This window comes from Rhizobium sp. CG5, assembly GCF_023701945.1.
Classification (GTDB): Bacteria; Pseudomonadota; Alphaproteobacteria; order Rhizobiales; family Rhizobiaceae; genus Allorhizobium.
Window position 1 is genome coordinate 18,692 of record NZ_JABAEF010000010.1, and the last position, 21,489, is coordinate 40,180.

Annotated in this window: 22 protein-coding genes and 1 tRNA gene; 14 read left to right on the top strand and 9 right to left on the bottom strand. The window is 61.8% G+C overall.

From position 1 onward, the window contains the following. Positions 1 to 52 precede the first annotated feature (52 nt). The 4 genes from mutT to HGO38_RS17000 are packed head-to-tail and all read right to left on the bottom strand — an operon-like array spanning position 53 to position 3,386. On the bottom strand, positions 53 to 466 hold the full coding sequence (gene mutT / locus HGO38_RS16985) for an 8-oxo-dGTP diphosphatase MutT (RefSeq protein WP_250957096.1): 414 nt from the start codon (positions 464 to 466) through the stop codon (positions 53 to 55). Then, positions 463 to 1,242: a GNAT family N-acetyltransferase gene (locus HGO38_RS16990; RefSeq protein WP_250957097.1), complete on the bottom strand. Its 780-nt coding sequence runs from the start codon at positions 1,240 to 1,242 to the stop codon at positions 463 to 465. Before HGO38_RS16990 ends, mutT begins: the two co-directional genes overlap by 4 nt. 8 nt (positions 1,243 to 1,250) lie before the next feature. Next, the gene (gene argJ / locus HGO38_RS16995) at positions 1,251 to 2,492 is read right to left on the bottom strand and encodes a bifunctional glutamate N-acetyltransferase/amino-acid acetyltransferase ArgJ (RefSeq protein WP_250957098.1); all 1,242 of its coding nucleotides are present in this window, start codon (positions 2,490 to 2,492) and stop codon (positions 1,251 to 1,253) included. A 51-nt stretch (positions 2,493 to 2,543) separates the two neighbouring features. After that, positions 2,544 to 3,386: a peptidylprolyl isomerase gene (locus HGO38_RS17000; protein WP_250957099.1), complete on the bottom strand. Its 843-nt coding sequence runs from the start codon at positions 3,384 to 3,386 to the stop codon at positions 2,544 to 2,546. Positions 3,387 to 3,627: 241 nt separating this feature from the next. Between HGO38_RS17000 and secA the strand changes: the two genes are divergently transcribed. The 3 genes from secA (at position 3,628) to HGO38_RS17015 (ending at position 9,184) form a co-directional block, all read left to right on the top strand. Continuing rightward, on the top strand, positions 3,628 to 6,333 hold the full coding sequence (secA, locus tag HGO38_RS17005) for a preprotein translocase subunit SecA (RefSeq protein ID WP_250957100.1): 2,706 nt from the start codon (positions 3,628 to 3,630) through the stop codon (positions 6,331 to 6,333). Positions 6,334 to 6,497: 164 nt separating this feature from the next. Then, positions 6,498 to 7,901 carry a lipopolysaccharide biosynthesis protein gene (locus HGO38_RS17010; protein ID WP_250957285.1) on the top strand — a complete coding sequence of 468 codons (1,404 nt, stop codon included), beginning with the start codon at positions 6,498 to 6,500 and terminating at the stop codon, positions 7,899 to 7,901. 2 nt (positions 7,902 to 7,903) lie between these two features. Further along, positions 7,904 to 9,184 carry a GNAT family N-acetyltransferase gene (locus HGO38_RS17015; RefSeq protein ID WP_250957101.1) on the top strand — a complete coding sequence of 427 codons (1,281 nt, stop codon included), beginning with the start codon at positions 7,904 to 7,906 and terminating at the stop codon, positions 9,182 to 9,184. Between the two features lie 26 nt (positions 9,185 to 9,210). On the opposite strand, the gene HGO38_RS17020 is transcribed toward HGO38_RS17015, so the two are convergent. Then, positions 9,211 to 10,851, bottom strand: a complete 1,641-nt coding sequence (locus tag HGO38_RS17020; protein WP_250957102.1) for an AMP-binding protein — start codon at positions 10,849 to 10,851, stop codon at positions 9,211 to 9,213. A 218-nt stretch (positions 10,852 to 11,069) separates the two neighbouring features. On the opposite strand from HGO38_RS17020, the gene HGO38_RS17025 reads away from it, so the two are divergent. Continuing rightward, entirely contained in the window at positions 11,070 to 11,297 is a 228-nt protein-coding gene (locus HGO38_RS17025; RefSeq protein WP_250957103.1) for a hypothetical protein, read from the top strand. A gap of 156 nt (positions 11,298 to 11,453) precedes the next feature. Here HGO38_RS17025 and HGO38_RS17030 read toward each other — a convergent pair. Beyond that, positions 11,454 to 11,538, bottom strand: a tRNA-Leu gene (locus tag HGO38_RS17030). Between the two features lie 196 nt (positions 11,539 to 11,734). Between HGO38_RS17030 and HGO38_RS17035 the strand changes: the two genes are divergently transcribed. Together HGO38_RS17035 and HGO38_RS17040 are read left to right on the top strand one after the other, a co-directional pair. After that, positions 11,735 to 12,325, top strand: a complete 591-nt coding sequence (locus HGO38_RS17035) for a YqaA family protein (protein WP_250957104.1) — start codon at positions 11,735 to 11,737, stop codon at positions 12,323 to 12,325. Positions 12,326 to 12,335: 10 nt separating this feature from the next. Next, entirely contained in the window at positions 12,336 to 12,854 is a 519-nt protein-coding gene (locus tag HGO38_RS17040; protein WP_250957105.1) for a disulfide bond formation protein B, read from the top strand. 6 nt (positions 12,855 to 12,860) lie between these two features. On the opposite strand, the gene HGO38_RS17045 is transcribed toward HGO38_RS17040, so the two are convergent. Beyond that, entirely contained in the window at positions 12,861 to 13,418 is a 558-nt protein-coding gene (locus HGO38_RS17045; RefSeq protein ID WP_168473477.1) for an HNH endonuclease, read from the bottom strand. Between the two features lie 68 nt (positions 13,419 to 13,486). Further along, complete coding sequence (locus HGO38_RS17050) at positions 13,487 to 14,170, bottom strand: DNA-3-methyladenine glycosylase family protein (protein WP_250957106.1); 684 nt, start codon at positions 14,168 to 14,170, stop codon at positions 13,487 to 13,489. A 58-nt stretch (positions 14,171 to 14,228) separates the two neighbouring features. Between HGO38_RS17050 and gluQRS the strand changes: the two genes are divergently transcribed. Beyond that, the gene (gene gluQRS / locus HGO38_RS17055) at positions 14,229 to 15,110 is read left to right on the top strand and encodes a tRNA glutamyl-Q(34) synthetase GluQRS (protein ID WP_250957107.1); all 882 of its coding nucleotides are present in this window, start codon (positions 14,229 to 14,231) and stop codon (positions 15,108 to 15,110) included. On the opposite strand, the gene HGO38_RS17060 is transcribed toward gluQRS, so the two are convergent. Then, positions 15,075 to 15,980 carry a YihY/virulence factor BrkB family protein gene (locus tag HGO38_RS17060; RefSeq protein ID WP_250957108.1) on the bottom strand — a complete coding sequence of 302 codons (906 nt, stop codon included), beginning with the start codon at positions 15,978 to 15,980 and terminating at the stop codon, positions 15,075 to 15,077. The two genes, gluQRS and HGO38_RS17060, sit on opposite strands and share 36 nt — an antisense overlap. 83 nt (positions 15,981 to 16,063) lie before the next feature. Here HGO38_RS17060 and HGO38_RS17065 point away from each other — a divergent pair, with 83 nt between their 5' ends. The 7 genes from HGO38_RS17065 to HGO38_RS17095 all read left to right on the top strand — a co-directional run bounded on the left by HGO38_RS17065 (position 16,064) and on the right by HGO38_RS17095 (position 21,463). Further along, entirely contained in the window at positions 16,064 to 16,897 is an 834-nt protein-coding gene (locus HGO38_RS17065; RefSeq protein ID WP_250957109.1) for an SDR family oxidoreductase, read from the top strand. A 57-nt stretch (positions 16,898 to 16,954) separates the two neighbouring features. After that, positions 16,955 to 17,152, top strand: coding sequence for a twin transmembrane helix small protein (locus HGO38_RS17070; protein WP_250957110.1), 198 nt, complete (start codon positions 16,955 to 16,957; stop codon positions 17,150 to 17,152). A gap of 6 nt (positions 17,153 to 17,158) precedes the next feature. Then, the gene (locus HGO38_RS17075) at positions 17,159 to 17,737 is read left to right on the top strand and encodes a cob(I)yrinic acid a,c-diamide adenosyltransferase (RefSeq protein WP_250957111.1); all 579 of its coding nucleotides are present in this window, start codon (positions 17,159 to 17,161) and stop codon (positions 17,735 to 17,737) included. A gap of 29 nt (positions 17,738 to 17,766) precedes the next feature. After that, the gene (locus HGO38_RS17080) at positions 17,767 to 18,549 is read left to right on the top strand and encodes a rhomboid family intramembrane serine protease (RefSeq protein WP_250957112.1); all 783 of its coding nucleotides are present in this window, start codon (positions 17,767 to 17,769) and stop codon (positions 18,547 to 18,549) included. A gap of 183 nt (positions 18,550 to 18,732) precedes the next feature. Beyond that, positions 18,733 to 19,482, top strand: a complete 750-nt coding sequence (locus HGO38_RS17085; protein WP_250957113.1) for an electron transfer flavoprotein subunit beta/FixA family protein — start codon at positions 18,733 to 18,735, stop codon at positions 19,480 to 19,482. A 27-nt stretch (positions 19,483 to 19,509) separates the two neighbouring features. Further along, complete coding sequence (locus HGO38_RS17090; RefSeq protein ID WP_250957114.1) at positions 19,510 to 20,439, top strand: electron transfer flavoprotein subunit alpha/FixB family protein; 930 nt, start codon at positions 19,510 to 19,512, stop codon at positions 20,437 to 20,439. A gap of 142 nt (positions 20,440 to 20,581) precedes the next feature. Beyond that, positions 20,582 to 21,463, top strand: coding sequence for a 3-hydroxybutyryl-CoA dehydrogenase (locus HGO38_RS17095; RefSeq protein ID WP_250957115.1), 882 nt, complete (start codon positions 20,582 to 20,584; stop codon positions 21,461 to 21,463). The last annotated feature ends 26 nt before the right edge of the window (positions 21,464 to 21,489 follow it).

A 21,489-nucleotide genomic window follows, 5' to 3' on the forward strand; every position in this document is an offset into this window, starting at 1 on the left:
TTGACTGATGGTGATTAACGTACTGTTAATATGACGGTATAAACAAATAGAGCTAAAGAAGATCCTGCAGAAATGGGATCAACGGCTCATCGGCCGGCGGCATCGGATATTGTCGCAGTGCCTGCGGCTTGACCCATTTCAGCGCCTGGCCCTCGCGACCGTGCGGAATGCCCTCAAAGCGACGGCAGACGAACAGCGGCATCAGCAGGTGAAAAGTCTCGTAGGTGTGGCTGGCAAAGGTCAGCGGCGCCAGGCACGGCACCTGGGTGACGATCCCCAACTCCTCTTCAAGTTCGCGCACCAGCGTCTCCTCCGGTGTTTCGCCCGGCTCGACCTTGCCACCAGGGAATTCCCAGAGCCCGGCCAAAGACTTGCCTTCCGGTCTCTGCGCCAGAAGAATGCGCCCGTCCGTGTCGATAAGCGCACAAGCTGCGACCAGCAGGATCGGGCGGACCTGTTCGCTCACGGCTTCGGCTCCTTGCGCCAGTAACAATAGCGATAGGCTTCCTGGAAGCCGAGCTTGTCGTAGAGCGCCAGGGCGGCCGTATTGTCGGCGACCACCTGCAGCCAGGCTGTGCGGGCGCCGCGCATGCGGGCCCATCGCAAGGCCGATGACAGGATTTCCAGGCCAATGCCCCGTCCTCGGCATTCCTCGGCAACCGCCAGCAGCATGATGCCGGCAAGATCGTTGTCCTGGACGCACAAGGTTGCCGCAACCGGCCCGTCATTCGGCTCCTCCATCAGGAAGAGACCGGTCGGCGGCTTGATCGCCGTCAGGATCTCGGCCAGGGCCGGCTTCATCACCGGATCGTCGCTCTCCAGCCGCAGGCAGGCATCGACGAACCGGCCGACATCGTGGCTCGGCAGATGGTCGAGCGTATCCGGCAGCTCAAGCTGTGAAAGGTCGAGCGTCTTGACGATGACCTCCTCGAAGCGTTCCCAGCCCTCCGCCGCAAGCATCTCGACCAGCGGCCGCGGCGCCAGCGGCGTCTCCCGAAAAATCACCGGACGGCCATAGGATTCGAATTTGCGGGCCGCTTTTTCCACGCGAATGGCAATGTCACGCGAATCCGAAGGATCGAGCGCGACCAGGCAATTGAGCCGTTTTGAAGGATGGCCACCCGTCAGCCGGATCTGCCAGCTGCCGTCATACTGCACCGACGCGGCCGGCCAGGCGCGAAATCCGACGGCCTCCAGCCGGCGGACAAGCGGCAGGTTCTGGGTTGGCAGAATGCTCTGCATTGCGAGGCTCAACTCCGATAATCGCCATTGATGGCGACATATTCCTTGGTCAGGTCGCAGGTCCAGACCGTAGCGGTCCCTTGCCCAAGTCCGATATCGACCTTCACGGCGATATCCTGTTCCTTCATAACGGCAGTGGTTGCCGCCTCGGAATAATCCGGATCGCGCTCGCCATTGACGGCGACTCGCACATCTCCGAACCAGATCGCCAGCAGGTCGCGATCGGCCATTTCGCCGGACTTTCCGACCGCCATGACGACACGGCCCCAATTGGCGTCTTCGCCGGCAACAGCCGTCTTGACCAGCGGCGAATTGGCGATCGACAGGGCGATCCGCTTGGCGGCAACGTCGCTTTCAGCGCCGGTCACGGTGACCGCCACCATCTTGCGCGCCCCCTCGCCGTCGCGCACCACCTGCAGCGCCAGATCCTTCAAAACGGCATTGAGCGCCGTCTTGAACCCGGCAAGCCTGGGATCGTCCGCATGCTCGACCTTGACCTGGCCATCGGCTGCAGCAGCGCCGGTGGCAAACAGCATCAGCGTGTCGGAGGTCGACGTATCGCTATCGACCGTCACCGAATTGAATGTCGGGCCGACGCCCTCCGACAGCAGGGCCTGCAGGGCCGGAGCCGCAATATCCGCATCGGTTGCAACGAAAGACAGCATCGTTGCCATGTCGGGCGCAATCATGCCGGCGCCCTTGGCAATGCCGTTGATCGTCACCTTGACGCCGTCGATATCGGCGCTGCGGGTTGCGACCTTCGGATAGGTGTCCGTGGTCATGATCGCCTTGGCGGCTTCCAGCCAGAAATCGCCGGTCGCATCCGTCGCCATGGTGCCGAGTACGCCGGCAAATTTGCTGGCATCCAGCGGCTCGCCAATCACGCCGGTCGAAGCGAGGTAGATTTCCTGCTCGCTGCAGCCAAGCGCCTCAGCCGCGGATTTCGCCGTCAGCTCGGTCGCCGCCCTGCCCTTGAGGCCGGTAAACGCATTGGCATTGCCCGAATTGACCACGACGCCGCGCGCCACGCCATGGCTGAGATTGCTGCGGCAGAAATCGACCGGAGCCGACGGGCATTTGGAACGGGTGAACACGCCGGCGACGCTGGCGGGCGTGTCGAAGGCCATCAACAGCACATCGGTGCGGTTCTTGTATTTGATGCCGGCCGCAGCCGTCGCCATCCGCAAACCGCGGATAACCGGCATTTCGGCATAGGATTTCGGAGCAAGCGGAGAAACGGTTGCGGACATGGTGACTGCCTGAAGTGGAAGGGCTCGCGACATGCGCGAGCCCGGGACCGATTAGGGTTGCTTGTTGATCTGCTCGTAGCCCTGCTTCAGGGTCGGATCGAGAATGTCGATCTTGGCCTTCGCCTTGGCTGCTTCGATCAGCTCCAGATACTTGTCGCGCATCACCAACTGGCGAACCTGCTGGCCGACTTCCTCGAAAGCCGGTGCCGGCGCGACGCGCTTATCCTCGACCTTGATGACGTGGAAGCCGAACTGCGTGGCAACCGGTACCTTGGAATAGGTGCCGACATCCATGGCAAGGGCGGCCGCTTCGAACTCGGGCACCATGCGGCCCTTGCTGAAATAGCCGAGGTCGCCGCCTTCCGACTTGTTCGGGTCGGTCGACTTTTCCTTGGCCAGTTCGATGAAGTCCTTGCCGGCGTCCAGTTCGGCAATGATCGCCTTGGCCTCTTCCTCGGTCTTCACCAGGATATGGCGGGCCCGCACTTCCTCTTCCTTGGGAAGGGATGCGATTTCCTTGTCGTAGCGTGCCTTGACATCGGCATCGCTGACCGCGTCGACGACATGCTTCTTGAAGAAGGCATTGTGAAGCTCGCGATCGGCAATGAACTGCATGCGCTGCTGATAGGCCGGATCGTCCTTCATGCCTTCGCTGATGGCGTTACCGGCCAAAAGCTTGACGTCGATGGCGCCGGACAGTGCGGCGACCTTCTTCTGCTCGTCCGGCATCTGGGCAAACTGCGGGTCGAGATTGCTCAGCGCAAGATCGAGTTCGGACTGGCGGATCTCGAGATCGCCGACCTTGGCAACCACGGCGTCTTCGGCAAATGCCGGCGTGCCGAGCGCGACGAGAGCCACACAGGCGGCCAGGACAAGTTTATGATAGCGCAACATGAAAGAACCTTTCGGATGGAATGCCGATGGAAACCCAAGAAATCGGGCGAAAATCTTCATAAGCACCGGATTGTGGCGCTTGTGCATCGACCTGTCCCGTTGACATAATTCGACCCCCCTCTTATCTGTCACGCAACCTCGCGTCCAGAGTAGTTTCCGGACGCGACACGCCATTTTGACGAAACGGATCGTCAAAACCGGCGTGGACTTTGTGTCATGGATTTCAGAAAGGACCATTGAAATGGTCAGTCTTGGTGGTATCGCCCGCAAGTTGTTCGGCTCGTCGAACGATCGCCGCATTCGGTCTCACCAACCGAAAGTCGCCGCGATCAAGGCGCTCGAAGACAGCATGCAGGCTCTGGACGACGCGGCGCTCGCCGCCAAGACCATTGAGTTCCGGCAACAGGTTGCCGACGGCAAGTCGCTGGATGACCTCCTGGTGCCGGCCTTTGCGGTCGCCCGCGAGGCAGCCCGCCGCACGCTGGGCCTCAGGCCCTTCGATGTGCAGCTCGTCGGCGCTATGATCCTGCATGAGAATGCCATCGCCGAAATGAAGACCGGCGAAGGCAAGACACTGGTCGCAACGCTGGCAGTGTACCTGAACGCCCTGTCGGGCAAGGGTGTGCACGTCGTCACCGTCAACGACTACCTCGCCAAGCGCGACTCCTCGACCATGGCCAAGCTCTACAACTTCCTCGGGCTGACGACCGGTGTCATCGTGCACGGCATGTCCGACGAGGAACGCCGCGCCGCCTATGCCTGCGACATCACCTATGCGACCAACAACGAGCTCGGCTTCGATTATCTGCGCGACAACATGAAGTATGAGCGCGGCCAGATGGTCCAGCGCGGCCACAACTACGCGATCGTCGACGAAGTGGACTCGATCCTGGTTGACGAGGCGCGTACGCCGCTGATCATTTCCGGTCCGCTGGATGACCGTTCCGACCTCTACACAACCATCGACGCCTACATTCCGCTGCTGACGGCGGATGACTACGAGATCGACGAGAAGCAGCGCTCCGCCAACTTTTCCGAAGTCGGCACGGAAAAGCTCGAAAACCTGCTGCGCGAGGCCAACCTGCTCAAGGGCGTCTCGCTTTACGACGTGGAAAACGTCGCCATCGTTCACCACATCAACAACGCCCTGAAGGCCCACAAGCTGTTTTCGCGCGACAAGGATTACATCGTCCGCAACGACGAGATCGTCATCATCGACGAATTCACCGGGCGCATGATGCCGGGCCGTCGTTACTCCGAAGGCCAGCATCAGGCGCTCGAAGCCAAGGAACAGGTAACGATCCAGCCGGAAAATCAGACGCTGGCCTCGATCACCTTCCAGAACTATTTCCGCATGTACGGCAAGCTTGCCGGCATGACCGGCACCGCCTCGACAGAAGCGGAAGAATTCTCCAACATTTACGGCCTCGATGTCATCGAAGTGCCGACCAACCTGCCGATCCAGCGTATCGACGAGGATGACGAGGTCTACCGGACCTTCGAGGAAAAGTTCAAGGCGATCATCGCCGAGATCAAGGATGCCCATTCCCGCAGCCAGCCCGTACTGGTGGGCACCACATCGATCGAAAAGTCCGAACTTCTTGCCACCATGCTCAAGCAATCCGGCTTCGGCGAGTTCCAGGTGCTGAACGCCCGCTACCACGAACAGGAAGCCTATATCGTCAGCCAGGCCGGCGTGCCGGGCTCCGTCACCATCGCCACCAACATGGCCGGTCGCGGTACCGACATCCAGTTGGGCGGCAACCTCGAGATGCGCATCGAGCGCGAGCTCGGCGAGTTGGAGGCCGGTCCAGAGCGCGACGCCAAGGAAGCGGCCATCAAGGTCGAGGTCCAGCGTCTGAAGCAGGTGGCGCTCGACGCCGGCGGACTCTATGTGATCGCCAGCGAACGCCATGAAAGCCGCCGCATCGACAACCAGCTGCGCGGCCGTTCCGGCCGTCAGGGCGACCCGGGCCGCTCGAAATTCTATCTGTCGCTGCAGGACGACCTGATGCGGATCTTCGGCTCCGACCGCATGGACGGGATGTTGAAGAAGCTCGGCCTCAAGGAGAACGAAGCGATCGTTCATCCCTGGATCAACAAGGCGCTGGAGCGGGCCCAGAAGAAGGTCGAGGCTAGAAACTTCGATATCCGCAAAAACCTGCTGAAATACGATGACGTTCTCAACGATCAGCGCAAGGTGATCTTCGAGCAGCGCATCGAACTGATGGATATGACCGATATTGGCGATACCGTCGCCGATATGCGCGACGAAGTCATCGACACGATGGTCCGTACCCATATTCCCGAACGCGCCTATGCCGAACAGTGGGACGTCAAGGGCCTGAAGATCGCTCTTGCCAACACGCTAAACCTCGATCTGCCGGTCGAGGAATGGGCCCTGGAAGAGGGCATCGCCGAAGGCGATTTCCTGGCGCGCATCAAGACCGCCGCCGACAATGTCGTCGCCGACAAGGCAGAGCGTTTCGGCCCCGAGATCATGACCTATGTCGAACGTTCGGTCGTGCTGCAGACCATCGACAACCTGTGGCGCGAACATATCGTCAATCTCGATCATCTGCGCTCCGTCGTTGGTTTCCGCGGCTATGCCCAGCGCGACCCGTTGCAGGAATACAAATCCGAGGCCTTCGAGCTGTTCCAGGCGCTTCTGGCCAACCTGCGCGAAGCCGTAACCGCCCAGATGATGCGCGTAGAACTGGTGCGCGAGGCCTCGCCACCACCAAGCCTGCCTGAGATGGAGGCCCATCACGTCGATGCGACCACCGGCGAGGACGAGTTCGCCGCGGACGCCGACCAGCCGACCGCCTATGTCCCGCCGGAAAACCGCGATCCCAACGACATATCGACCTGGGGCAAGGTCGGCCGCAACGAGGTCTGCCCCTGCGGATCCGGCAAGAGGTTCAAGCACTGCCACGGCGCCTATTGATGACGGGCGGGGCCACAACTCGGCCCCGCAACCCGCCCTCGCCGATCGACCGGCGCCGGGCCAGACATTAAACTGCACCTAGCCAGGGGAACCGTTTCTTAACCCTGATCTGACAAGACTGCGCCTTGTGTTCTTGCGTCATCAGTGAGCTGTGCGTGTCGATAATGGCGGTTGTCCAGACAGCGGAGAGAATCCTGCCACCCGGCCTGCATCCCGCAATTCGCAGGCTGGCCGAAACGCTGGCACGACAGGACGAGGTCTCCCGCGCCCAGCGCATGGCCCTGATTGCCTTTGCCATCCGCGTCATCAGCGCCGCCATCGCCTTCTTTTCCCAGATCATCCAGGCCCGCATTATGGGCGAGTTCGAATACGGGATCTTCGTCTTCGTCTGGGTTCTGGTCGTTCTGTTCGGCAATCTCTCTTGCCTCGGCTTTCATTCGACGGTCATTCGTTTCCTGCCGCAATATCACGCCCGCAACGAGCCGGACGAGATCCGCGGCCTGACCGCGACCGCGCGCATCTTCGCCATGACATCCGCGAGCCTGCTGGCGGGCATCGGTCTTTTGAGCCTGCATTTTTTCGGCGACCGGATCGAGGGCTACTATCTCATTCCCCTGTTTCTGGGCCTGGTCGCCCTGCCGATGATTGCGCTGGGCGACGTGCTGGACGGCACGGCGCGAGCCAATAGCTGGCCGATCGCGGCCTTGAGCCCCACCTATCTGGTGCGCCCGACGCTGATCCTCGGCTTCATGCTGATCGCCGTCGCCTTTGGCGCGCCGCATACGGCGACCACCGCCATGCAGGCCGCCCTGCTCGCCACCTATGTGACGACGCTGGCCCAATTCGCGACGGTCAGCTGGCGCATGAACGGGCGCTATGAGCCGGGCCCCCGCAAGATCGACTTCTTCGCCTGGTTCCGGGTGGCCATTCCGATCTTCCTGATCGAGGGGTTCGGCTTCCTGCTGACCAATTCGGATGTGGTGGTCGTCGGCTTCTATCTGGAGCCGGATCAGGTGGCGATCTACTTCGCCGCAGCCAAGACCATGGCACTGGTGCAATTCGTTTATTTCGCCGTCAAGGCCGCGGCCGCGCCGCGCTTTTCGGCCATGATGGACGAGAGAGACCTGCGGCCGCTGGCCGCCTTTGCCGGCCAGACCGCCCGCTGGAGCTTCTGGCCATCGCTTCTGGTCGGCCTGTCGGTCCTGGCGGCCGGCAACCTGCTGCTCTCGCTCTTCGGCCCGACATTTACCGCCGGCTACAGCATTATGGCGATCCTGTTTGCCGGCAGCCTTTCAAAAGCTCTGGTCGGCCCCGGCGAAGTGCTGCTGACCATGGCCGGGAAGCAGCAGCTCTGCGTCCTGCTTTATGTCGGGGCGCTGACCGCCAATATCGGTCTCAACATTACCCTGATTCCGCTTTACGGTCTTCAGGGCGCCGCTCTTGCCACAGCCGTGGCAATGATGGTGGAGGCACTGCTGCTGCATGTTGCAGTCCGTTGGTCGCTTGGCATCGTGCTGTTTGCCTTCGCCGATCCACTGTCCATCCTCGACAAGAAGAAGGCTGGCTGACAATGGCCCAACCGCCCATCTATAACGAAAGCATGAACAGCAATGCCAACCGGATGGTGGACGCCCTGGCGACCGCCCGCCATGGGCGGCCCGTTGCCGACGTGCAGATCGCCATCGGCCGGCCCGGGCGACATCTCAGCCTCTATCCTCGCGACGCCGGCTATGATCTGGAACAGGAACTCGATTTCCTCACCAATCGGGCGATGGAATCCAATGTCTTCTTCTCAAGCCGGTTTCTGACCCCCGCCATACCGCGCCTCGACGAGCGGCAGGTCCGCATAGCGCTGATCCGCGACGACCGCGGCGACAAGAGCCGCATCCGCCTGCTGATGCCGTTTTCGATCGAAAAACCCGGCTTCTCCGTCGGCCCGTCGATCATCAGGGTCTGGTCCAATCCCTTCGGACCGCTGGGCACGCCTCTGGTCGATGCGGAGGATGCCGCCGAGACGATCGACAACCTGCTAGAAGGCCTTTCGCTGCGCGATGCCAAGCTGCCCGGCGTGCTGGTTCTGCCGGACCTGCGGCTGAACGGCCCTTTCGCCCAGTTGCTCCGCGCCCTTGCCATCGGCCGCGATCTGCCGCTGACCGTCACCAACAGCTTTGCCCGGCCGATGCTGGAAAGCCATGAGGATGGCGAGACCTATCTTCGGGCCTCAGTCTCGAAATCCCATTTGCGCGAGATGCGCCGGCAATCGCGCAATCTCGGCGAAGTCGGGACACTGACCTATAACGTCGCCCGCCAGCCGGACGATATCCGCACCAGAACCGAAGAATTCCTGGCGCTGGAAGCAAGCGGCTGGAAGGGACGCAAGCGGACCGCCATGGTGATGGACCGCTATCGGGCCGCCTTCGCCCGCGAAGCCATCACCAATCTTGCCGAAGCCGATGCGGTACGCATCCACACGCTCGACCTCGACGGTCGCGCCATCGCATCGATGATCGTCTTTGTCATGGGGGGCGAGGCCTATACCTGGAAGACGGCCTATGATGAACGCTATTCCAAATTCTCGCCCGGCAAGCTGCTGACCGCCCGGCTGACCGAATGGCATCTCGACGACGCCAATATCGTCCGCACCGATTCCTGCGGCGTTCCGGATCATCCGATCATGAGCCGGCTGTGGCGGGAAAGGGAAGAAATGGGCACTCTGGTCATCGGACTGACGCGCAACTCGGACCGCGACGTTCGCCAGGCTGCAGCCCAGCTGCACATGTACCGCAACACCCGCAATATCGCCCGCATCCTGCGCGACAAGATCCTGTCAAAGCGGGTTCACGACGGCTGAAATCCCGGGGTTGGGCGAAGCCTGGCTCACGCAGCGGCTGCGGCCGCGATCTCCCGGTCTCTGAGAATGCGTCGGATCACCTTGCCGCTGGTCGTCAGCGGCATATCGTCGATGAAGGCGACCTCCCGCGGATATTCGTGCATGGAGAGCCGCTGCTTGACCCAGTCGCTGATCTCGGCCGCAAGGGCAGCACTTGCCGAAAATCCGTCCGCCAGCACGACATAGGCCTTGACGATTTCGGTGCGCAGGGGATCCGGCTTGCCGATCGCTGCCGCAAGCCGAACCGCGGGATGGCCGCTCAGGCAATCCTCGATTTCCGCCGGGCCGATGCGATAGCCCGACGACGTGATCACGTCGTCGTCGCGTCCGAAGAATTCGACATAACCCTCGCGATCCTGTCGGCCAAGATCGCCGGTCAGCATCCAGTCGCCGACGAACTTGGCAGCGGTGGCGATTGGGTCCTGCCAATATTCCAGGAACATCACCGGATCCGGCCGGGCGATCGCCACCTGGCCGATCGTTCCGGGCGGCAGGCACTCGCCCTTGTCGTTGATGATCGCCACCCGATGCCCGGGCACCGCCTTGCCGATCGCGCCTGCCTTTGTCACACCGAGCCTTGCGGCCGAGGACAGAACGAAATTGCACTCCGTCTGGCCGTAGAATTCGTTGGGCACGATGCCAAGCGCCGATTTCACCCATTCGTAGGTTTCGCGTCCAAGGGATTCCCCTGCCGAGCCTATGCTGCGCAGGACGAGGTCGTAAGCGTCGCGCGGCCGCTCCACGGCCTTCAGCAGCCTGAGCGCAGTTGGCGGAATGAAGGCATTGCGCACCTTCATTTCTGCCATGATGCGGAACGCCATCTGCGGATCGAATTTCTGCGCCGGCGACGAGACCACGGGCACGCCCAGCAGCAGCGCCGGCAACAGGGCATTCAGCAATCCGCCGGCCCAGGCCCAGTCCGACGGCGTCCAGATCTTGTCGCCGGCCTGCGGCAGGAAATCATGGGCGAGTTGAAAGCCCGGAATATGGCCGGCCAGCACCCGGTGTCCGTGCAAGGCGCCTTTCGGCGCGCCTGTTGTCCCGGAGGTGAAGATCATCAGCGCCGGATCGTCCGGGCCTGTATCGGCGCCGACAAAAGCAGCCGCATCGCCTTCAGCCAGATCATGGAAGGACAGGACGGCGCCTTCGGCCCTGTCGATCGAAATGATGTGGTGCAGAGACGGCAGCTTTTCCCGGATCTCCAGAATGCGCGACAGGCCGAAATCATTGGTGACGATGGCCGTGGCCTGGGCGACACCCAGCCTATACTGCAGCGCTTCCACCCCGAACAGCAGGGCCATCGGCAGAGCCACGGCGCCAAGCTTGTAGATCGCCAGATGAGCGATCACCGTCTCGAAACACTGGGGCAGCAGCAAGGCCACCCGATCGCCGCGCCCGATACCCAGACGCTGCAGGCTGGCCGCAAAGGCTGACGACCGCGTGGCCAGTTCGCCATAGGTCATCGTCTGATGCTGACCGTCAGGGCTGAAGTGCTCAAGGCAGACCCGCTCCGGCTCCCGCTGCGCCCAGGCGTCGCTGACGGCACGCCCGATATTGAAGCGTTCAGGGATAGACCAGGTAAAATCGCGATAAAGAGCCTCGTAAGGAGCCCGCGCTGGCAAGAACATTCCCGGATTTTCCATTGTGACCGGTGTTTTTGCTATCATTCATCTCGCAACTGCACAATGAGAAACAACATTGCTGTTAGCAGCACAGCGCCAATCCATAATCGGTCGGCCCTGCTGTTTTATGGAACATTCGCCCCAGCCGGCAGTTAGTTTTGTGAGGATGATGCGCTGGTCTTCAGCCCTGTCCGTGTGTGAAATGTGACAAAGGTCGAGGAGCCATGACAGAGAAGACGTTCCATTACGATGCCGCAGGCGCAATCCGCAAAGATGCCGAAGGCCAGTTCGTCCGCTCGAAGAAAGGCGCCGATAACGACGGCGTCATCAGCGCCAAGCCGACGGTCATCACCGGTTCGCAGGACGCCACCATCAACAAATGGCCGCCCGGCACGAAAAATCCGCCCAAGGATTGGGACCTGAACTACGACGGGCAAGACCACAGCAAGTAACGGCGCAATACGGCGACGGCGGTCGCCATGCCGCGGCGTGTTGCAACATACTCTTCTGATATCAAAGCCTGAAAACTATTGTGGTCTGGCAGAGAGGCGAAGCCTCGAACCGCGCCCGCGCGCAGGGTTGGTATGGCGGCGGCGCGCAAACAAAAGTGGTGCCCCTTGCCGGAATCGAACCAGCACTCCTCTCGGAACCTGATTTTGAGTCAGGCGCGTCTACCAATTCCGCCAAAGGGGCCAGAGGCTTTTTAAGAAAGCCTAGCTTTGGCCGAACTACACGAAGCGGCAGCCGGCGGTCAACCGGGATTTTTCATTTTCATCATTTTCACGAAAAGTTTGATGGTGCGCGCAAAGGTCCGACGCGCCGAGCATTTACATGACAGGCCGGTCCGCCTAAAAGCATGTGCGCCGCAGCAAACAAGAGAGACCCTGGCATGTTACGACGCCTGTACGATTGGACCATGTCGCTTGCCGCCCGCAAATCCGCCGAAAAGTGGCTGGCGGTCATTGCCTTCATCGAGAGTTCGGTCTTCCTGGTGCCGGCAGATGTGCTTTTCCTGCCTATGGCCCTGGCCAAACCGGAGAAAGCCTGGCGCTATGCCTTGATCGCCACCGTCGCTTCGGTTCTGGGCGGCATTGCCGGTTGGTTTCTCGGCTACTATGCCTATGAGACGATCGCCCGGCCGGTTCTTGAGTTTTACGGCAAGCTGGAAGCCTTCGACGCCTTGCGCGCCTCGGTCGATTACCAGACCGTCGTGCTGCTTCTGATAACCTCGGGCCTTGCCCATCTGCCGCCGATCAAGATCGTCACGATCCTGTCGGGCGTCGCCCACATCAACATCTGGCTGTTCATCATCTCGGCGATTGTCGCCCGTGGCGCCCGCTTCATGCTGCTCGCCTGGTTGCTGCAGCGCTATGGCGAACCAATCCGCGAATTCATCGAAAAGCGGCTGGGACTGCTCGCCGCTCTGGGTGCAGGCGTGCTGATCCTGCTCTATATTGCCTATCGTTATATCGCCCACTGAAAGCCTGACCATGACCATGACTGCGATCACCACACGCCCCGGACTGGGCTATGCCCTGCTGCTGACCGCCGGAATGGCTGTGGTCGTCGGTTCGGCGCTGGGCTTCGAGCATATCGGCGGCTACATCCCCTGTGCGCTCTGCCTGCTGCAGCGCAATCCCTATTACATCGGCGTCGGGGTCGGGGCGCTGGCCATACTCGCGTCGATCGCCAAACTCCCCGATCGTGTCGTCCAGGCACTGCTGCTCCTGATCGCCATCATCATGGTGGTCAGTGCCGGCCTCGGCGTCTATCACGCCGGTGTCGAATGGAAATTCTGGGAAGGCCCGACGAGTTGCTCAGTCGGCGGCGCAGCCGGCATGTCAGGTGCCGGCAACATCCTGGATCAGCTGAACAGCGTCAAAGGACCGTCCTGCACGGAAGCCACCTTGCGCGTCCTCGGCCTGTCCTTTGCAGGATGGAACGTGCTCACCAGCATCGCCCTGGCAGGGCTTGCCTTCCTCGGTGCCTCGAAAGCCAAGCGGCGCTGAGCAGACTTACGGCTGCAGTTCGGAATCCCAGTAGAGATAGTCGACCCAGCTTTCATGCAGATAGTTCGGCGGAAACAGCCGGCCATTGTTGTGCAGGTCCTGCACGGTCGGCCGATAGGGTTTCTGGGCCGGAAACATGTTGGCCTGGCGCGGCAGCTTGCTGCCCTTGCGCAGATTGCAGGGCGAGCAGGCAGCAACGACATTTTCCCAGGTCGTCTCGCCGCCATGAGCGCGCGGGATTACGTGGTCGAAGGTCAGGTCGTCCGTCGAGTGGCAATACTGGCAGGAAAAGCGGTCGCGCAGAAAGACGTTGAACCGGGTAAATGCCGGATTGCGGGTCGGCTGAACATAGCTCTTCAGGCTCACCACGCTCGGCAGGCGCATGGAAAAGCTCGGCGAACAGACCGAGTGATCGTATTCGGCGATGATGTTGACACGGTCAAGAAAGACGGCCTTGATCGCGTCCTGCCAGGACCACAGCGACAAGGGATAATAACTCAACGGCCTGTAGTCGGCGTTCAGGACGAGCGCCGGCAAGGACTGGGGTGAAACTGCAATCGTCAAGGGCGTCTCCTGATCGATTCGTCGTCTTCCCTTCTATATTAGGACCGTTGTTACAGGATTGTGAAGCCTTATCTCTTGCCGTGCTGAATCGGTCGCAGCGAGAGCCCGACCGGCGCCGCCTCGCGGCCGCTGGTGGCGGCATAATAGGCCCAGAAAAGCCGGGCCGCGACCGATCGCCACGGGCTCCAGATTTCCGCCATCTGCCCGACGGACCGGATGTCCGGCCTCTCTTCCAATCCGAAAGCCCGGCCGATGGCGATGCGCAGCGCGACGTCGCCGGCCGGAAAGACATCCGGATGCCCGCCGCAGAACATCAGATAGACTTCCGCGGTCCAGGGCCCGATGCCGCGAATATCCGTCAACCGGGTAATCGCGTCTTTACCGTCCTCGCGAACGATCGCCTGCAGATCGAGTTGCCCCTCCTGCACCGCTTCGGCCACCAGCCGCAGGGTGTGTGCCTTGGCCCGCGACAGGCCGAGACCGGCAAGGCTTGCCTCGTCGAGCGCCAGATAGGCCTCGGCGGTCGGTCTGCCCACGCCCGTGGCCGCGACGATGCGCCGCCAGATGGCTTCGGCGCTGGCTTTTGAGACCATCTGCGACACCACGATGAAGGCGAGCCCGGCAAAACCCGGCTCTGCCAACCTGAGCGGCAAGGGACCGGCAACCGTCGCCACGGCGTGAAGCCGCGGATCGAGACGCAAGAGCGCATCCAGACCCAGGGCCACGTCACTGTCCGCGCCAATGATCTTCATGCCTTACGCTCTCCTCAGACCGTCTTTGCGGCAGGCCGATTTCGTGGCAGAAGAAATCATGATCGCCGCTGACAGTCAAAAACCGGTGTTCCGCTTCGCGCCCAGCCCGAACGGCCCGCTTCATCTGGGCCATGCCCTTTCCGCCATGCTCAACCACGATGCGGCCCGAGCGACAGGCGGCCGTTTTCTGCTGCGCATGGAAGATATCGACATTGCCCGCTGCACGCCGGAATTCGAGGCGGTAATCTATGAGGATCTGGCCTGGCTCGGCCTTGGTTGGGAAATCCCGGTGCGCCGTCAGTCGGAGCATGTTGATGCCTATCGTGCCGTGCTGGACCGGTTGCGGCAGCGCGGCATGCTCTATCCGGCCTTTCTCACCCGTGGAGAGGTGAAGGCCTATGCCCTTGCCGAAGAAGCCAGGGGCACACCCTGGCCCCGCGATCCGGATGGCGCCTATCTCTATCCGCCGACCGACCGCGACCGCAGCGAGACGGAGCGCACGCGGCTTTTGCAGAGCGGCGCGAAACATGCCTGGCGGCTCGATATGCGGCGCGCACTGAAGAGCATTGCCGGCCCCTTGCATTGGATCGAAAGGGGGGATGGCGGCACCGTCGAAGTCAAGGCGGACCCGGCGGCCTGGGGCGATGTGGTGCTTTGGCGCTCGGACGCGCCGTCGAGTTATCATCTGTCGGTGGTGGTCGATGATGCGCTCCAGGGCATTACTGAGGTCATCCGTGGTCGCGACCTTTTCCAGGCAACCGCCGTCCACCGCCTGCTTCAGACGCTGCTCGACCTGCCGGCACCGACCTACCGTCATCACCGGCTCATCCTGGATGGCGACGGCCGCAAGCTTTCCAAGAGCGCCGGCGACACCGGTCTCTCGGCGCTTCGGGCCGACGGTCTGTCACCCCTGGATATCCGCCGGCTTGTCGGCCTTTGACACCTCGACCGGCGTCTTGACGCTGTGCATGCCGCCCAGTACCTCGAACTTTAAGAGCGCCGCATTGAACTCCGCGCCGATAATGAAGATCGCGCCGATCATATAGAGGAACACCAGAACCACCATGACGGAGGCAAGGCCGGCATAGGTCGCGGCATAATTGGCGAAGGTCGCGAGATAGGAGGCGAAGATCAGGGCGCCGATCAGCCAGAGCAGCAGCGTTAGGATGACCCCTGGAATGACGTCCATGATACGCCGGCGTCCGGCCGGAAGGCTGAGATGGGAGGCGATCAGCCCGATGGCCAGCAAACCGAGCGTGCCGTAGATGCGCCAGTTGGAGATCGTCGCAAGGGCATCCTTCAGCAGGGGAAACCACAATTCGGCAAAGTTCAGGGCCAGCGGCACGGCGACCAGCAGGGCGCTGATGACGGCGAACACGACGACCGCCCCGAGCACGAACCCGAGGCTCAGCAGTCGCGTCAGATACCAGGGTCGGGTCTCGCTGACCCGATAGGCACGGTTGAGCGAGATGCGCAGGGCCTCCACCCCATTCGAGGCGAAATAGGCGGCCGCCAGCACCGAAACGGTCAGCAGTCCGCCGCGCGGAATGGTCAGGACCTGCACCACCTGCTCGGCCAGCGGCTTGGCAATCGCCTCCGGCCAGGTGTCGAAGATCAGGTGGATCGCCGTTTCGGCAAACTGGTCAGCCCCAAGGAAGTTGGCAAGCGTGGTGCCGAAGATCAGGAAGGGGAAGATGGCCAACAGCGCCGAAAGCGCCACATGGCTTGCCATCGCCCATCCGTCGTCTTCGGTGAAATGCCACAGGGCATCCCAGGTCACCTTGTAGATCATCCGCAGGAAAGCCCGCATTCCGTCTCCTTGGCTTTGATGCGCCGATTGTCACCCGAGTGCGAATATGGGAAACCCATGCCGATTTGTACAGGAACCATTCCATGCGCGACCGCCCCACCATCATCGTCACCGGCTGCTCGTCCGGCATCGGCGCCTATTGCGCACGGGCTTTGCAGGCGGATGGATGGCACGTTTTTGCCACGGTGCGCAAACCCGCAGACCTGGCCTTGCTGCAAAACGACGGGATTGACGCCCTGCTGATGGATTACACGGAGGCCGACAGCATCTCCGCCCTGGTCGCGACGGTATCCGAGCAGACCGGCCAACGCATCGATGCCCTGTTCAACAATGGCGCCTATGGCCAGCCGGGCGCCGTCGAGGACCTGACGACCGACGTGCTGCGCCAGCAGTTCGAGACCAATGTGTTCGGCTGGCACGAGTTGACCCGACAGGTCATTCCCCTGATGCGCGAACGCGGCCAGGGCCGCATCGTGCAATGCTCGTCAATCCTCGGCCTGATGCCCTATCGCTGGCGCGGCGCCTATACCGCCTCGAAATATGCGCTGGAAGGTTTGAGCGTGACGCTTCGCATGGAGCTCGACGGCAGCGGCATTCATGTCAGCCTGATCGAGCCCGGACCGATCGACAGCCGCTTCACGGCCAATGCGCTGGCCCAGATCGAAAAGAACATCGACGTGCAAAATTCCGTCCATGCGGTCGAGTACCGGCGGCAACTGGCCCGGCTGAGCGGCAGCGGCCCGATCAACCGCAACAAACTCGGCCCGGAGGCGGTTTACAAAGTGCTGAAACACGCCTTGACCGCCAAGCGGCCACGACCACATTATCTCGTGACCAAACCGGCAAAACAGGGCGCCTTTCTCAAAAGGCTGTTGCCCGCCGACCTCTTCTACAGATTGATGCGGTCTCTGGACTGAGACCCGCGGACCACGCAGACCCAATCACCTAGAACAAAGCACGCAGACAAGGAACCCATGTCCAGCTTCACAACCATTCTGACCCTGATCGTCATGGGTCTCGTCGTCATCGTGCTGATCCGCGGACTGTTCAATATGATGAAGGGCGGCGACGGCAATCTTTCCAACAAGCTGATGCGCATGCGCATCGTGCTGCAGGCCGTTGCCATCGCGCTGATCATGCTGACCCTGTGGCTGACCGGCGGCGGGAGATAAGCATCCATGGTAAAGCTCAACAAGATCTATACCCGCACCGGCGACGACGGCACCACGGCTCTGGTCTCCGGTCCGCGCCGCCTGAAACACGATGCCCGCGTCGAGGCCTATGGCACCGTGGACGAGACCAATAGCTGCATCGGCATGGCAAGGCTTTATACCGGCGACCACGCCGAACTGGATGCCATGCTGATGCGCATCCAGAACGATCTGTTCGATCTCGGCGCCGATCTGGCCACGCCCGATACCGGCGAAGTGCCGGCCTATGAGCCCCTGCGTGTGGTGCAGAGCCAGGTTGATCGCATCGAGACCGAGATCGACCGGCTGAACGCCGATCTCGATCCGCTGCGCTCCTTCATCCTGCCCGGCGGTTCGCCGGCCGCCGCCCATCTGCATCTGGCTCGAACGATCGCCCGGCGCGCCGAGCGGATCATGGTCGATCTGTCCCATAGCCCGGACGAGAGGATCGGTGCTCCGGCGCTCAAATACATCAACCGCCTGTCGGACTTCCTGTTCGTGGCGGCGCGCTTTGCCAATGACGGCGGCAAGGCGGACGTCCTCTGGGCGCCGGGCCACAATCGCTGACGTTAGAGACCGACGCCTAGAGGGACGCCATGTTCATTCCCCTGCATGACCGAAACGCTCTCAAGCATATCGACCGGCAATATGTCACGCTGGCACTGATCTCCATCAATGTTTTTGTCTGGATTGCGACAGGCCTGCTGGCGACCGACGAGTTCGCCCAGGCGACGGTGGTCGGCCTGGGTTTCATTCCGGCGGTCGCCTTCGAATATGCGACCCTTGATCCGGCCCTCGTTTTCGTCCCCGAGGATGCCACCGCCATCACCTATGCTTTCCTGCACGGCGACTTCCTGCATCTCGCCTCCAACATGGTGTTTCTCTGGGTGTTCGGCGACAATGTCGAAGATGCGCTCGGGCACATCAAATACCTGATCTTCTATCTGGTCTGCGCCGTGGCCGCCGCCCTCTTCCATGGCCTCGTCGTGCCGACCTCGGAAAGCCCGCTGATCGGCGCCTCCGGCGCCGTGGCCGGCATCGTTGCCGCCTATATCATTCTACATCCGAAGGTCCGCGTCTGGGTGCTGGTGCTATTCCGCTTCCCAATTCCCCTGCCGGCCTTCATTCCGCTCGCTTTCTGGATCGGCCAGCAATTCTGGATGCTGGCCTCCGATCACGGCAGCAATGTCTCCTGGGGCGCCCATGTCGGCGGCATTCTGGCCGGCGCCCTGCTGGTCGTGCCGCTGCGCCGCCGTGGCGTGCCGCTGTTCGACCGGACCATCGTCACCCCCAAGGCGATCGAGCACCTTGAGACGACACCCCCTGCCGTCCAGCCGTCACCGGCCGCGTCCCGCAAGACCATCCATTGGGGTCGATAAACCACACTGAGTGGGCAAGTTTATTGACGTGAACGTAAACGTCACTTAATGGTGTAACAAAATCGCTCGTCGACATGACAGAACGTTGTGTTTGAGGAAAAAATGCGTATCGATGTCGCCAATCGAACATCGAAGCACCGCATTATGGCGCATTTTCGAGCCGACCAGTGAAGGAAGGAACCCATGAAGATTGTTGTACCCGTGAAGCGCGTCGTCGACTACAACGTCAAGATCCGCGTGAAGCCGGACGGCTCGGGCGTCGAGCTTGCCAATGTCAAGATGTCGATGAATCCCTTCGACGAAATCTCCGTTGAAGAGGCGCTGCGTCTGAAGGAAGCCGGCAAGGCCTCCGAAGTCGTCGTGGTCTCCATCGGCCCGGCCAAGGCGGAAGAAACGCTGCGCACCGGACTTGCCATGGGTGCCGACCGCGCCATTCTGGTCGAGACCGACGACATCGTCGAGCCGCTCGCCGTCGCCAAGATCCTCAAGGGCATTGTCGAAGCTGAAGCACCGGGCCTGGTGATCGTCGGCAAGCAGGCGATCGATGACGACGCCAACCAGACCGGCCAGATGCTGTCCGCCCTTCTCGGCTGGGCGCAGGGCACCTTCGCCTCCAAGATCGAAATCGGCGATGGCAAGGCGTCCGTCACCCGCGAGGTCGATGGTGGTCTGCAGACCATCGAAATCAAGCTTCCGGCTGTCGTCACCACCGATCTTCGCCTCAACGAGCCGCGTTACGCCTCGCTGCCGAACATCATGAAGGCCAAGAAGAAGCCGCTGGACAAGAAGACCCCGGCCGATTTCGGCGTCGACACCACCGCACGCCTCAAGGTCCTGAAGACCGAGGAGCCGAGCGGCCGCAAGGCTGGCGTCAAGGTCAAGAGCGTCGCCGAGCTGGTCGACAAGCTCAAGAACGAAGCCGGCGTGCTTTAATCGGAACGGGATAGGAGAACAAACACAATGGCCATTCTTCTTCTGGCAGAACACGATAACGCAACCCTGTCCGACCAGACCGCCAAGGCCCTGACGGCAGCCACCCAGATTGGTGGCGACGTGACGGTGCTGGTCGCCGGCTCTAGCGCCAAGGCTGCCGCCGACGAGGCTGCAAAGCTTGCCGGCGTCTCCAAGGTGCTGCTCGCCGACAGCGGCGATCTTGCCAACAACCTGGCCGAACCGCTGGCCGCCCTGATCGTCTCGCTGGCGCCCGCCTATGACACGATCATCGCTGCCGCGACCTCCGTCGGCAAGAACGTCATGCCGCGCGTCGCCGCCCTGCTCGACGTCATGCAGATCTCGGAAATTACCGACGTGGTCTCGGCCGACACTTTCAAGCGCCCGATCTATGCCGGCAACGCCATCCAGACGGTACAGTCGACGGATGCCAAGAAGGTCATCACCGTGCGCACCGCCTCGTTTGCCGCAGCGGCAAGCGGTGGTTCCGCTTCGGTCGAGACCATATCGGCCGCGGCCAATCCGGGTCTGTCGACCTTCGTAACCGACGCCCTGTCGTCCTCGGATCGTCCGGAACTGACCTCCGCCAAGATCATCATTTCTGGCGGCCGTGCGCTGGGTTCTTCGGACAAGTTCAAGGAAGTGATCCTGCCGGTTGCCGACAAGCTCGGTGCCGCCGTCGGCGCCAGCCGCGCTGCCGTCGATGCCGGCTACGCGCCGAACGACTGGCAGGTCGGCCAGACCGGCAAGGTGGTTGCCCCGCAGCTCTATATTGCGGTCGGCATTTCCGGTGCCATCCAGCATCTCGCCGGCATGAAGGATAGCAAGGTCATCGTCGCCATCAACAAGGATGAAGAGGCTCCGATCTTCCAGGTCGCCGACTATGGGCTGGTTGGAGATCTGTTTGAGCTTCTGCCGGAGCTGGAAAAGGCTCTGTAAGCCGGCGATTTCGCACAGGCGAAAAGACTGGAAAAACCGGCGCTGCCGGTCTATCAATTTGCCGGGCCCGCCAGAAGGTGGGTCCGGCATTTCACTGATATGGGCAAGGCAATCCGCCGGATTGCCGTGAAGGAGTGGCGCGATGGGTATGGAAATCACCAATATCGGCGTTATCGGCGCCGGCCAGATGGGCTGCGGCATCGCTCATGTCAGCGCGCTTTCCGGATACAAGGTCACGATCTACGATCTGGCCAAGGACCGCATTGAGGCAGGTCTCGCCACCATCAACGGCAACCTGGCCCGCCAGGTCTCCAACGGCAAGATGACCGACGAGGAGCGCAAGGCGACCCTGTCGCGCATCTCCGGCACTTCCGATATCAATGACATGGCGCCGATGGATCTGGTCATAGAGGCGGCGACCGAAGACGAAACCGTCAAGCGCAAGATTTTCGCCCAGCTCTGCCCGGTCCTGAAGCCGGAGGCGCTGCTGGCCACCAACACGTCCTCCCTGTCGATCACCCGTCTGGCTTCGGCCACCGACCGCCCCGAACGTTTCATGGGCATCCACTTTATGAACCCGGTGCCGGTGATGAAGCTGGTCGAACTGGTGCGCGGCATCGCCACCGGCGAAAAGACCTTTGAAACCGCCAAGACTTTCGTCCGCTCGCTCGACAAGACCATTACGGTTGCCGAAGACTTCCCGGCCTTCATCGTCAACCGCATCCTGCTGCCGATGATCAATGAAGCGATCTATACGCTTTATGAAGGCGTCGGCTCGGTCGAGGCCATCGATACCGCCATGCGGCTGGGCGCCAACCATCCGATGGGACCGCTGCAGCTCGCCGATTTCATCGGCCTCGACACCTGCCTGTCGATCATGCAGGTCCTGCATGACGGGCTGTCCGACAGCAAATACCGCCCCTGTCCACTGCTGGTGAAATATGTCGAAGCCGGCTGGCTCGGCCGCAAGGCAGGCCGCGGCTTCTACGATTATCGCGGCGACGTACCGGTCCCGACCCGGTAACCACGGCCGGCTCGAAAGCCAGCCGC

Excerpts from the sequence above, each read along its gene's own strand:
- HGO38_RS16990 (WP_250957097.1), bottom strand. The coding sequence starts at position 1,242 with ATGCAGAGCATTCTGCCAACCCAGAACCTGCCGCTTGTCCGCCGGCTG.
- argJ (WP_250957098.1), bottom strand. The coding sequence starts at position 2,492 with ATGTCCGCAACCGTTTCTCCGCTTGCTCCGAAATCCTATGCCGAAATG.
- HGO38_RS17000 (WP_250957099.1), bottom strand. The coding sequence starts at position 3,386 with ATGTTGCGCTATCATAAACTTGTCCTGGCCGCCTGTGTGGCTCTCGTC.
- secA (WP_250957100.1), top strand. The coding sequence starts at position 3,628 with ATGGTCAGTCTTGGTGGTATCGCCCGCAAGTTGTTCGGCTCGTCGAAC.
- HGO38_RS17010 (WP_250957285.1), top strand. The coding sequence starts at position 6,498 with ATGGCGGTTGTCCAGACAGCGGAGAGAATCCTGCCACCCGGCCTGCAT.
- HGO38_RS17015 (WP_250957101.1), top strand. The coding sequence starts at position 7,904 with ATGGCCCAACCGCCCATCTATAACGAAAGCATGAACAGCAATGCCAAC.
- HGO38_RS17020 (WP_250957102.1), bottom strand. The coding sequence starts at position 10,851 with ATGTTCTTGCCAGCGCGGGCTCCTTACGAGGCTCTTTATCGCGATTTT.
- HGO38_RS17025 (WP_250957103.1), top strand. The coding sequence starts at position 11,070 with ATGACAGAGAAGACGTTCCATTACGATGCCGCAGGCGCAATCCGCAAA.
- HGO38_RS17035 (WP_250957104.1), top strand. The coding sequence starts at position 11,735 with ATGTTACGACGCCTGTACGATTGGACCATGTCGCTTGCCGCCCGCAAA.
- HGO38_RS17040 (WP_250957105.1), top strand. The coding sequence starts at position 12,336 with ATGACCATGACTGCGATCACCACACGCCCCGGACTGGGCTATGCCCTG.
- HGO38_RS17050 (WP_250957106.1), bottom strand. The coding sequence starts at position 14,170 with ATGAAGATCATTGGCGCGGACAGTGACGTGGCCCTGGGTCTGGATGCG.
- gluQRS (WP_250957107.1), top strand. The coding sequence starts at position 14,229 with ATGATCGCCGCTGACAGTCAAAAACCGGTGTTCCGCTTCGCGCCCAGC.
- HGO38_RS17060 (WP_250957108.1), bottom strand. The coding sequence starts at position 15,980 with ATGCGGGCTTTCCTGCGGATGATCTACAAGGTGACCTGGGATGCCCTG.
- HGO38_RS17065 (WP_250957109.1), top strand. The coding sequence starts at position 16,064 with ATGCGCGACCGCCCCACCATCATCGTCACCGGCTGCTCGTCCGGCATC.
- HGO38_RS17070 (WP_250957110.1), top strand. The coding sequence starts at position 16,955 with ATGTCCAGCTTCACAACCATTCTGACCCTGATCGTCATGGGTCTCGTC.
- HGO38_RS17075 (WP_250957111.1), top strand. The coding sequence starts at position 17,159 with ATGGTAAAGCTCAACAAGATCTATACCCGCACCGGCGACGACGGCACC.
- HGO38_RS17080 (WP_250957112.1), top strand. The coding sequence starts at position 17,767 with ATGTTCATTCCCCTGCATGACCGAAACGCTCTCAAGCATATCGACCGG.
- HGO38_RS17085 (WP_250957113.1), top strand. The coding sequence starts at position 18,733 with ATGAAGATTGTTGTACCCGTGAAGCGCGTCGTCGACTACAACGTCAAG.
- HGO38_RS17090 (WP_250957114.1), top strand. The coding sequence starts at position 19,510 with ATGGCCATTCTTCTTCTGGCAGAACACGATAACGCAACCCTGTCCGAC.
- HGO38_RS17095 (WP_250957115.1), top strand. The coding sequence starts at position 20,582 with ATGGGTATGGAAATCACCAATATCGGCGTTATCGGCGCCGGCCAGATG.